This window comes from Stutzerimonas stutzeri, assembly GCF_000935215.1.
Lineage (GTDB): Bacteria > Pseudomonadota > Gammaproteobacteria > Pseudomonadales > Pseudomonadaceae > Stutzerimonas.
Map to the genome: position 1 here is coordinate 26,107 of NZ_JXXD01000029.1, position 10,457 is coordinate 36,563.

Annotated in this window: 11 protein-coding genes and 1 pseudogene; 9 read left to right on the forward strand and 3 right to left on the reverse strand. The window is 61.8% G+C overall.

Annotated elements, in window-relative coordinates; all coding sequences use genetic code 11:
- Positions 1-29: 29 nt before the first annotated feature.
- Positions 30-464: an OsmC family protein gene (locus tag LO50_RS04835; protein WP_014820466.1), complete on the reverse strand. Its 435-nt coding sequence runs from the start codon at positions 462-464 to the stop codon at positions 30-32.
- 230 nt (positions 465-694) lie between these two features.
- Between LO50_RS04835 and LO50_RS04840 the strand changes: the two genes are divergently transcribed.
- The 4 genes and pseudogenes from LO50_RS04840 to sstT all read left to right on the forward strand — a co-directional run bounded on the left by LO50_RS04840 (position 695) and on the right by sstT (position 5,457).
- Complete coding sequence (locus LO50_RS04840; protein WP_042922786.1) at positions 695-1,720, forward strand: amidohydrolase family protein; 1,026 nt, start codon at positions 695-697, stop codon at positions 1,718-1,720.
- A gap of 66 nt (positions 1,721-1,786) precedes the next feature.
- Positions 1,787-2,254, forward strand: a complete 468-nt coding sequence (locus LO50_RS04845; RefSeq protein ID WP_044314282.1) for a DUF3859 domain-containing protein — start codon at positions 1,787-1,789, stop codon at positions 2,252-2,254.
- A gap of 164 nt (positions 2,255-2,418) precedes the next feature.
- Positions 2,419-4,043, forward strand: a pseudogene (locus LO50_RS04850) (methyl-accepting chemotaxis protein).
- Positions 4,044-4,218: 175 nt separating this feature from the next.
- Entirely contained in the window at positions 4,219-5,457 is a 1,239-nt protein-coding gene (sstT, locus tag LO50_RS04855; RefSeq protein ID WP_044314283.1) for a serine/threonine transporter SstT, read from the forward strand.
- Positions 5,458-5,524: 67 nt separating this feature from the next.
- On the opposite strand, the gene fabB is transcribed toward sstT, so the two are convergent.
- Both fabB and fabA read right to left on the reverse strand, forming a co-directional pair.
- Complete coding sequence (gene fabB / locus LO50_RS04860; RefSeq protein ID WP_011913036.1) at positions 5,525-6,742, reverse strand: beta-ketoacyl-ACP synthase I; 1,218 nt, start codon at positions 6,740-6,742, stop codon at positions 5,525-5,527.
- Between the two features lie 11 nt (positions 6,743-6,753).
- On the reverse strand, positions 6,754-7,269 hold the full coding sequence (gene fabA, locus LO50_RS04865; protein WP_003285418.1) for a 3-hydroxyacyl-[acyl-carrier-protein] dehydratase FabA: 516 nt from the start codon (positions 7,267-7,269) through the stop codon (positions 6,754-6,756).
- A 433-nt stretch (positions 7,270-7,702) separates the two neighbouring features.
- On the opposite strand from fabA, the gene LO50_RS04870 reads away from it, so the two are divergent.
- The 5 genes from LO50_RS04870 to LO50_RS04890 form a co-directional block, all read left to right on the forward strand.
- Entirely contained in the window at positions 7,703-8,725 is a 1,023-nt protein-coding gene (locus LO50_RS04870; protein WP_031298530.1) for an NAD(P)H-dependent glycerol-3-phosphate dehydrogenase, read from the forward strand.
- Between the two features lie 21 nt (positions 8,726-8,746).
- Positions 8,747-9,103 carry a DUF4389 domain-containing protein gene (locus LO50_RS04875; RefSeq protein WP_044314284.1) on the forward strand — a complete coding sequence of 119 codons (357 nt, stop codon included), beginning with the start codon at positions 8,747-8,749 and terminating at the stop codon, positions 9,101-9,103.
- Positions 9,100-9,558, forward strand: coding sequence for a phosphohistidine phosphatase SixA (sixA, locus tag LO50_RS04880; protein WP_044314285.1), 459 nt, complete (start codon positions 9,100-9,102; stop codon positions 9,556-9,558). Before LO50_RS04875 ends, sixA begins: the two co-directional genes overlap by 4 nt.
- Before the next feature lie 79 nt (positions 9,559-9,637).
- Entirely contained in the window at positions 9,638-10,081 is a 444-nt protein-coding gene (locus LO50_RS04885) for a hotdog fold thioesterase (RefSeq protein ID WP_044314286.1), read from the forward strand.
- A gap of 127 nt (positions 10,082-10,208) precedes the next feature.
- A partial coding sequence (locus LO50_RS04890; RefSeq protein ID WP_044314287.1) for an alpha/beta fold hydrolase occupies positions 10,209-10,457 on the forward strand: 249 nt, incomplete at its 3' end.

The window sequence follows — 10,457 nt, forward strand, 5'->3', positions numbered from 1 at the left end:
GTGACGGGCCGTTTTCGTTTCGGGTTGCTTCAGAGCAGGACGCTGACCAGACGAGTGCCGTGGGTGAGATTGTCGGCTACCGGGCAACGCTGCTCGATCTGCTCCAGCAATGCCTGCTTGCCGGCCCGATCCAGATCCGCGTCGATGTCCACCTTGATGCGTAACTCCTGAAAGCCCGGCCGTACAGCAGGATCGCGTCCGAGCAGTCCGGCGGGATCGTAATCGGCTTCGATCTCGAAGCGCATGCCGCGCAGTTCGATCTTCTGCTGGTGAGCGATGAAGCGGCCGATGGTGCCGAAACATCCGGCCACTGCCGCCAGAATGGCTTCCAGCGGCGTCGGGCCGAGGTCTTGGCCCGCCGCGCTCTTTGGCTGGTCCATGATCAGGCGGTGGTTACCGCATTGCACCTCGATTGCCATTCCGGCATTCAATGTTCCGTGCGCGCTGATGGTTTTCATTGCCATGCGATGGGTCCTTTTGTGAAGCGGAAGAAAAGCAGCGCGCAGTGAGGTAGCGGCTGCGCGGTTGTGGTGGTCATGAGACTAGTGTGATGGCGATGGATGGTCGTTGATTTCAGTCAAATACCGTGGGGGGTATATCTAGGCTGAGCCCCTGGTCGTGTCCCGCAGCATGGCGAAGCTGAACGGGTAGCCCTCCTGGCGGTCTACTCGCTGGCTGTCAGGAGGACCGAGCTTTGTACCTTTTCAGAATATTTTCCGTTGTAGCCCTCGTTACGTTGTCGTCCGTCGCGGTAGGGGAAGGGCGTGACTATCGTTACAGCGATGCGCATCTGCACTATGTGGATTTTTTCCAGGAAACCGATGGCATGCAAAAGCTGCTTGCAGCGATGGACGCGGGCAGCATCGATCACGTGATGATCAGCGGCATTCCGGTGGCGAAGAAATGGCACGAGAACGAGCCCAAGCGGCCTCGCTACTACGCCGGTGACGATGCGCCGGTGTACTGGTACAGCGCGACCGACGTGTTGGTCGCCGCAGCGCTGGAAGATCTGGATGAGGAGCAGCGCAAGCGTTTCCATCCGTTTCTTTCCGGTTTCAACCCTAACGACAAGAACGCCGACGCGCATATCCGCCGCATGCTGGAGCTGAACCCGGGCCTTTGGCAGGGTCTGGGGGAGGTATTCACCCGACACGATGACGTGACCGCGTTGACCGAGGGCGACACCCCGCGGGCCAACAACGAGGCGCTGGCCAGGGTCTATCACCTGGCGGCGGAGTTCGATCTGCCGGTGATGCTGCATTCCAACATCACCTCCAAGCGAGAGCGCAATCCGCTTTACCTGGTCGAGCTGGAGGAGCCGCTGCGCAATCATCCGCATACGCGTTTTATCTGGGCTCATGCCGGAACCAGCATGGAGCTGCACCGACACCAGGAGAAGCTTGAATTCCTGCACGATACGGTCAGCCGCCTGCTCGATGACTATCCGAATCTGTACATCGACCTTTCCTGGACCATGTTGCAACCTTATCTGCTGGACGAAGATAAGCGTCCCGACCCGAAGTGGGTCGCGCTGGTGAAGCGGCATCCCAAGCGCTTCGTGATCGGCTCGGACGTGGTCGGCCATTTCGATAACCTGGCGACCGGCATGCACGCCTTCGCTCCCTTCCTCGATGCACTTCCAGCCTCCGTAGCGCAAGGCGTGGCGCGAGATAACTTTCTCGCGCTGCTCCCCCGCAAGCGTCAGGCTGAGCTACGTTGAGCGTCATGAGACTGTAATCGGGGCGTCATAACCTGCCTGCTTCGAAAACAGGAAGGAGCAGGTTCCATGTCGTTCACTCGTTGGGCGCTCGTCGCCATGGTACTGAGTGTGAGTTCGCCCGCAGCGCTGGCGCAGGTCGAGGTCGTGGGTGCCGTGGAGTACGGCGTGTTCGAAACCGTCAAAGAGGATTTCGAGCCAGGCGAGCGCGTGCTGACTCGTCGTGACCAGCCCATTCGCCAGACGACTGAGGTGCCGGCGCGGCTCGGAAGCAAGTTCGGCCTGCGCTATCGCCTCGCTGGTAAGCACAAAGCCGATACGCCGCTGACCTTGCTATACCTGACGCCAGGTGTGGTAACACCCGATGGCAAGCGGCATGACAAGTTCGAGGTCGTGCAAGCGCTGGTGTCGGGCGCCGAAACGGACGTGATGGCGTTCGAATTCACCGAGCCCCATGAGATTGTGGCTGGCCGATGGCATCTGATGGTATTCCAGGGAGACCGCAAGTTGGCCGAGCAGGCATTCCACGTGCGGTGATGGCCATCCTGTCCGGTTCTGCTGGCCATTCGAACCGTTAGTCGGTGTGGGGGGCGCGAGAGGCAAAAAGCTGGCGCCAAAGTTCAAGTGATTGGCCAGGCCTTCCGATAACGGAACAAGTCACGGTTTGTGGCTGTTCCGTTTTTCATGGAGAAGGTAGTCCCATGTCGATTCGCTCGCTCACTATTGGTAAACGCTCAACACTGGGCTTCGGCCTGATTGGCCTGCTCGTCCTCTTCCTCGGTCTGTTCGCACTGAACCAGATGACCAACATGCGCGAGGAGAGCAGGGAAGTCGATAGGAACTGGCTACCCAGCATCATGGCGCTCAGCGAGCTGAACGTCACGGTCATGCGCATCCGGGCAAACACCCTGCGTCTGGCATTGGCTGAAGAATCGCAGATGGTGCAGGAAACTGCCCAGCGCTTGACTCAGCTGGCAGCGAAGTGGCGCAACGTGATGCCGATTACGCCAAGCGAGTAACTACGGCTGACGAGCGTGCTGCGTATGAACGCTTCAAGCAGAGCTTCGAACAGTACCTGCTGCTTCAGCAGCGTGTCGTCGAGCATGTGGTCCGCGGTGAGCGCGCCCAGGCCGTGACGATAATCAACGGTGAAATCAACGGGCACGCGGATAACGTGACTGCGTCACTGAACCAGCTCCTGACCATCAACAGCGAGGAAGCCGGCGGGGCGGCGGATCGCGCGTCCGCACAATACGACACGGCGTTCAGCTGGGTGGTAGCGACGCTGGTGTTCGCTGCCGCTATCACCGTTACGCTGGCTTGGGTGTTCACCCGCAGCGTCGTGGGCCCGCTGGGAACTGCTGTTTCGGTAGCCGAGCGTATCGCTGGTGGTGATCTGACCGGCGATTTTGTGGTCGAGGGCAAGGACGAGCCGGCCCACCTGCTGACATCACTGAAAGCCATGCAGGCCAATCTGCGCTCGACCATTCAGGGCATCGCCGACTCGTCCAATCAGCTTGCCTCGGCAGCCGAGGAGCTCAACGCGGTCACCGAAGACTCCACCCGCGGCCTGCACCAGCAGAACCACGAGATCGAACAAGCGGCTGCCGCCGTGAATGAGATGACCGCAGCCGTAGACGAAGTGGCGCGCAACGCGGTGGCTACCTCCGAGGCCTCCCAGGACTCCAACGACACCGCACAGCGCGGGCGCAAGCAGGTGCTGCAGACAGTCGAGTCGATCAATCTGCTGGCGAGCGACGTGACCAACACCGCCGGAGAAGTGGAGCATCTGGCTGGTCAGGTGCGGGACATAAGCAAGGTGCTGGAAGTGATCCGCTCGATTGCCGAACAGACCAATCTGCTCGCGCTGAACGCCGCGATCGAGGCGGCTCGGGCTGGCGACGCCGGCCGCGGCTTTGCGGTGGTGGCCGACGAGGTACGTGCCCTGGCGCATCGTACCCAGCAGTCCACCGGTGAGATCGAGCAGATGATTGGCAGCGTGCATCAGGGCACGGACAAGGCCGTGCACGCGATGCAATCGAGCAACGAGCGCGCCCGTACCACGTTGGAAATGGCTCGGGCGGCCGGCGAAGCTCTTGATGGCATCACCTCGGCGATCAGCCAGATCAGCGAGCGCAACCTAGTGATTGCCAGCGCCTCAGAAGAACAGGCTCAGGTCGCGAGGGAAGTGGATCGGAATCTGGTTAATATCCGTGACCTCTCGCTGCAGTCCTCGGCAGGTGCCAATCAGACGAGCGCGGCAAGCCAGGAACTGGCTCGCTTGGCCATCGACCTGAACGGTCTGGTAGCGCGCTTTCAGGTGTGACATGCGCTAGCCGCAATGGCGCCTTCCCGCCGTCTGCGGGCGCTTCAGCAGCCTCCCGTGCCCCCGTGACAGCACAACGCTGGGCATGGGCGGGAGAGCGGCGTACCATCCGGCGTTTTTCCATGGCAGGCACGGGCTGTTTCGGGCCGTACCTGCCGAGCTGCGAGATGCGCCCATGTCCGATATGCCTCGATTCATTCGCTTCATCAGCCGTACCAGCCTCGTTGCCCAGATCGTCGTGGGCCTGGTGGCTGGCGCCTTGCTTGCGCTACTGCTGCCTGGCGCAGCAAAATCCTTAGCTCTTCTCGGTGATCTGTTCGTGCAGGCGCTCAAAGCGGTAGCACCGATTCTGGTGTTCGTTTTGGTGACCTCTTCACTGGCCAACCACAAGCGCGGCCAGCCGACCCACATCCGCCCCATCATCTTGTTGTACGCGCTCGGCACGCTGAGTGCGGCGGCCGTTGCCGTGCTGGCGAGCTTCATATTTCCAACCACGCTCACGTTGGTCAGCGGTGCTGCGGATGTAACGCCGCCGTCGGGCGTGGGGGCCGTATTGCAGACGCTGCTGTTCAATATCACGGCTAACCCGGTGCAGGCGCTGCTCGACGGCAACTTCATCGGCATCCTGGCCTGGGCCATCGGACTTGGCTTCGCCTTCCGTCATGCGCAGGAGAGCACCCGGCATCTGATCAGTGATCTTTCCGATGGCGTCACCTTGATCGTCAAGGTGGTCATCCGCTTCGCCCCGCTGGGGGTATTCGGGCTGGTAGCCGGCACGTTGGCCGAATCGGGCTTCGACGTGCTGCTGGGCTACATGCGGTTGTTGCTGGTGCTGGTCGGCGCGATGCTGTTCATGGCGTTGGTGATGAATCCGCTGATCGTGTTCTGGCAGATCCGCCGCAACCCGTATCCGCTGGTATTCGCCTGCCTGCGAGAAAGCGGTATCACGGCGTTCTTCACGCGCAGTTCTGCCGCGAACATTCCGGTGAACATGCAGCTCTGCCAGCGGCTCGGGCTGCATAAGGACACCTATTCGGTATCCATTCCGCTCGGGGCGACGATCAACATGGGCGGCGCGGCGATCACCATCACGGTGCTCACCCTGGCGGCGGTCAACACCTTGGGTATCGAGGTGGATATCGCCACGGCGGTGCTGCTGAGCCTGTTGGCGGCGGTCTGCGCCTGCGGGGCCTCGGGTGTCGCCGGCGGCTCGCTGCTGCTCATTCCGCTGGCCTGCAGCCTGTTCGGGATCTCCAATGACCTGGCGATGCAGGTCGTGGCGGTCGGCTTCATCATCGGCGTGGTGCAGGACTCGGCAGAAACCGCGCTGAACTCGTCGACTGACGTGCTGTTCACTGCGGCCTCCTGTATCGCCCATGGCGATATCGACGAGGGTGCCGAGCGGCGCGTCTGAATCAACTGATCGCGGAAACAAGAACGGCGCCATAGGGCGCCGTTCTCATGTGTCGCTTGCTGCTGGCTCAGGCCTTGTAGCGGCGCAGTACCAGCGTGGCATTGGTGCCGCCGAAGCCGAAGCTGTTGCTCATGATCGTGTCGATCTGAGCGTTCTCGCGGGTTTCGCGAAGGATCGGCATGTCAGCGACTTCCGGGTCCAGCTCGTCGATGTTGGCCGAGCCGGCGATGAAGTTGCCTTCCATCATCAGCATCGAGTAGATCGCTTCGTGAACGCCGGCGGCGCCCAGCGAGTGACCGGACAGGCTCTTGGTCGAGCTGATGGTCGGGACCTTGTCGCCGAACATGTTGCGTACGGCCTTGATCTCGGCCACGTCGCCCACCGGGGTGGAGGTGCCGTGGGTGTTGAGGTAGTCGATCGAGCCCTCGACGGTGGACATCGCCTGCTGCATGCAGCGCAGGGCGCCTTCACCGCTCGGTGCGACCATGTCGTAGCCGTCGGAAGTGGCACCGTAGCCGACGATCTCGGCGTAGATCTTGGCGCCGCGCTTAAGGGCGTGCTCCAGCTCTTCGACCACCACCATGCCGCCGCCGCCGGCGATGACGAATCCGTCACGCTTGGCATCGTAGGCGCGCGAGGCCTTTTCCGGGGTTTCGTTGTACTGGCTGGACAGGGCACCCATGGCGTCGAACAGGCAGCTCTGGCTCCAGTGCTCCTCTTCACCACCACCGGCGAAGACGACGTCCTGCTTGCCCATCTGGATCTGCTCCATGGCATGGCCGATGCAATGCGCGCTGGTGGCGCAGGCCGAAGCGATGGAGTAGTTGATGCCCTTGATGCGGAACGGGGTGGCGAGACAGGCCGAGACGGTGCTGCTCATGGTGCGCGGCACGCGGTATGGGCCGATGCGCTTGACGCCCTTGTCGCGCAGGATGTCGATGGCTTCCATCTGGTTGATGGTGGAAGCGCCACCCGAGCCGGCCACCAGACCGATGCGCGGGTTGGAAATGTCATCCAGGCTGAAGCCGGCGTCCTTCACGGCCTGCTCCATCGCCAGATAGGCGTAGGCGGCAGCGTCCCCCATGAAGCGCAGGACCTTGCGGTCGATCAGCTCTTCGAGGTTCAGGTTGACGGAGCCGGAAACCTGACTGCGCAGCCCCATGTCCGCGTAGGACTGGTTGAAGCGAATGCCGGGGCGGCCGGCGCGCAGGTTGCCGGAGACGGTCTCTTTGTCATTGCCCAGGCAGGAAACGATACCCAGGCCAGTGATCACGACGCGACGCATGCGGATGTCCTTCAAAAGCTGTCGGTAGAGGTGAACAGGCCGACGCGCAAGCCTTCGGCACTGTAGATCTCGCGGCCATCAACGCTAACGGTGCCGTCGGCGATACCGAGAATCAGCGAGCGGTTGATGGTGCGCTTGATGTGGATGTTGTAGGTGACCTTCTTCGCGGTCGGCAGCACCTGACCGAAGAACTTCACTTCGCCCGAGCCGAGGGCGCGGCCGCGGCCAGGGTTGCCCTGCCAGCCGAGGTAGAAGCCGACCAGCTGCCACATGGCATCCAGGCCCAGGCAGCCGGGCATGACCGGATCGCCTTCGAAGTGGCAGGCGAAGAACCAGAGATCAGGGTTGATATCCAGTTCGGCGACCAGCTCGCCCTTGCCATACTTGCCGCCCACTTCGCTGATGTGAACGATACGGTCGACCATCAGCATGTTCGGCGCAGGCAGTTGCGCATTACCGGGACCGAAGAGTTCGCCGCGGCTGCAACGAAGCAGGTCTTCCCGAGTAAAGGCGTGTTGTTTGGTCATGCGTATTCCTCAATGGGCCCCGTACAGAGGGCTTTGCTGCTTACATACCGGGCCCAGAATTCGAAGGCCTGATCATCAAGACTAGTCATAGACTGCCGTGTTGTGGCTAAAGTCACAGCCTGGCAACAGCGACGCCATTCATGCCATATCTGTGGCCGAAGGGCGCAAAGACAGAATTGGGCGGCTACTTTAACACTCCTGAGCTACTAACGAGGACCTTGCGACAGCGTGTCCTCTATAGACAATCGTTGCAGTGACGGTTGCATGGCGTGAACGAATACCGATCCAAGGGCCCCCGGGAGGCTCTGGGCTAGCCTTCGTGACGACTGTAACCAAATGATTTCACTGGGCCCCGTAGTTGCGCTGGCCGCTGTGAAGATGAAACGTATAATGCCCGGCACTGCCATTTCGGATGGCCAACAACGGATTCCACATGACACGACAGCAACCCATCGCGGTACTCGGCGGCGGCAGTTTCGGTACCGCGATCGCCAATCTGCTGGCCGAGAATGGTCACCACGTCCTGCTCTGGATGCGCGATGCGGAGCAGGCCGAAAGTATCCGGACGCTGCGACAGAACCCGCGCTATCTAAAGGGCGTCGAGATCCTTACGCAGGTCGAGCCGACCACCGATCTGTCGTCGACCCTCGATGCCTGCGAGCTGATCTTCGTTGCGCTGCCGTCCAGCGCGCTGCGCCAGGCACTGCAGCCGTTCGCGGCGCAGCTCGGCGGCAAGATGCTGGTCAGTACCACCAAGGGCATCGAGGCTGACGGCTTCATGCTGATGAGCCAGATTCTCGAGCAGATCGCGCCGCAGGCGCGCATCGGCGTGTTGTCCGGACCGAACCTGGCGCGTGAGGTGGCCGAGCACGCGCTGACCGCAACGGTCGTGGCAAGTCAGGACGAGGCGCTCTGCCGCAGCGTCCAGCAGGTGCTGCACGGCCGCACCTTCCGCGTCTACGCAAGCTCGGATCGCTTCGGCGTCGAGTTGGGTGGGGCGCTGAAGAATGTTTACGCGATCATGGCGGGTATGGCCGCAGCTCTGGGCATGGGTGAGAACACCCGTAGCATGCTTATCACCCGCGCTCTTGCGGAAATGACTCGTTTCGCCGTGAAGCTGGGCGCCAATCCCATGACCTTTCTCGGCCTGGCCGGAGTCGGCGACCTGATCGTCACCTGCACATCGCAGAAAAGCCGCAATTTCCAAGTGGGCTTTGCGCTCGGTGAAGGGCTCAGCCTTGATGAGGCGGTTTCCCGGCTGGGCGAGGTCGCGGAAGGCGTCAATACTATCAAGGTGCTCAAGTGCAAGGCCGAGGAGCTGCAGGTGTACATGCCACTGGTCGCGGGTCTGCATGCCATCCTGTTCGAGGGGCGTACGCTCGATCAGATCATCGGTGTGCTGATGCGTGGCGAGCCCAAGACCGATGTGGACTTCATTTCAACCGACGGTTTCTGAGCCGAGCGTAGGGGACATTCCATGAGTCAATCGAACCAGGCAACGGACCGGGAATCGCTTATCCTGCGAGCCGTCTGGATGCTGATCTTCTTCTTCGTCTGGCAATTGGCCGAACTGGCCCTGCTGGTGGTCGTGGTGCTGCAGCTGGTAATGCGCCTGGTCAAGGGGGGGCCGGACACCAGCCTGCAGGGCTTTGGCGACAGCCTCAGCCAGTACATCGCGCAGATTGGCCGTTTCGCCACCTTCAATGCCGAACGCAAGCCTTGGCCGCTTTCGGACTGGCCGACCCCACGTCCGGCGGATGTCGAGCTGACCACCCCGACTCCGCCCGTTGCGCCGAACGAGCCGAAGGACTCTCAGCAGGGTCCGGCAGCATGAAGCTGTGGCTGCTACGACACGGCGAAGCCGAGCCCCGTGCGCGCACCGATGCGGAGCGCAACCTGACCGAGGGAGGGCGCCGCGACGTGCGCCGCAGCGCCACCTTTCTTCGCGGCAAGCCGCTGAAGACGATTCTGGTCAGTCCGTTCCAGCGCGCGCAGCAGACTGCGGATGAGGTGCGCAAGGCTCTCGGCTTCGTCGGCCAGTGTGAGACGGTTGACTGGGCGACACCGGAATCCGATCTTGCCGAGGCATTGCGGCAGCTCGATCTGCGCGGCGAAAGCGATCTGCTACTGGTTACCCACCAGCCCTTCGTCGGCAATCTTGCCGGCTGGCTGGTGAACGGCAACTATGCGGAGCCTGTGCCGATGGCGACAGCGTCCCTGGCGGAGCTGGAGGGTGAGGCAATTGCCGGAGGGCTGATGCGGCTGGTGTCCTTGCGTCACGTTGGTTAGGGTTGACCGGTCCGCCAGGCTGTTTTGCTCACGGCGGCACATCAATCAAGAACAACAATAGACGTCAGGAGTATGCGCCTTGAGTATCTGGCACCGTCAGCCCAACCTGGAAGAGCTTCACAGTACCCGCAAGAACACCATCACCGAATTGCTGGACATCCGCTTCGAGACCTTCGATGACTCGTCCATCACCGCCAGCATGCCGGTCGATGCACGCACCCATCAGCCTTACGGCCTGCTACATGGCGGTGCCTCTGTAGTGCTGGCTGAAACCCTCGGTTCGATGGCCAGCTATCACTGCATCGACAGCAGCAAGTTCTATTGCGTTGGCCTCGAAGTGAACGCCAACCATCTGCGCGGTTTACGCAGCGGGCGCGTGACAGGCGTATGCCGGCCGGTGCACCTGGGACGCTCGACCCATGTCTGGGATATCCGTCTCAGCGGCGAGGACGGCAAGCCAAGCTGCATTTCACGTTTGACTGTCGCGATCGTGCCGCTGGAAAAAGGTGCTTCGGCGGGCTGACAGCAGACCTGGGACATTGCGGCCTGCTGATTGGCCTGAATGCCCTTCATTCGGCAGGGCTATGGCGATTGCCGCCTGCCGAAGCCTGCCAGACAATGAGGCTTCAGTCTGTCCGGCAATGCCTTCCATGTCGCAACGCATCTTCTTCGCCCACGCCAATGGCTTTCCCTCGGCCACCTATCGCAAGCTGTTCGACGCTCTGGCGCCGGAATTCCGGGTCACGCACATGGACCGCCATGGGCACAACCCGCGCTTTCCGGTCGACGATAACTGGAACAACCTGCTCGACGAGTTGTTCGAGCAGCTCGATCGATTGCACGAGCCGGTGTGGGGGGTAGGGCATTCGTTCGGTGGCATGCTGCATTACCGCGCCGCG

Bases quoted from the DNA above. Each gene is read 5' to 3' on its own strand.
- sstT (WP_044314283.1), top strand. From the start codon at position 4,219: ATGTCCGATATGCCTCGATTCATTCGCTTCATCAGCCGTACCAGCCTC.
- fabA (WP_003285418.1), bottom strand. From the start codon at position 7,269: ATGACCAAACAACACGCCTTTACTCGGGAAGACCTGCTTCGTTGCAGC.
- sixA (WP_044314285.1), top strand. From the start codon at position 9,100: ATGAAGCTGTGGCTGCTACGACACGGCGAAGCCGAGCCCCGTGCGCGC.
- LO50_RS04875 (WP_044314284.1), top strand. From the start codon at position 8,747: ATGAGTCAATCGAACCAGGCAACGGACCGGGAATCGCTTATCCTGCGA.
- LO50_RS04845 (WP_044314282.1), top strand. From the start codon at position 1,787: ATGTCGTTCACTCGTTGGGCGCTCGTCGCCATGGTACTGAGTGTGAGT.
- LO50_RS04835 (WP_014820466.1), bottom strand. From the start codon at position 464: ATGGCAATGAAAACCATCAGCGCGCACGGAACATTGAATGCCGGAATG.
- LO50_RS04870 (WP_031298530.1), top strand. From the start codon at position 7,703: ATGACACGACAGCAACCCATCGCGGTACTCGGCGGCGGCAGTTTCGGT.
- fabB (WP_011913036.1), bottom strand. From the start codon at position 6,742: ATGCGTCGCGTCGTGATCACTGGCCTGGGTATCGTTTCCTGCCTGGGC.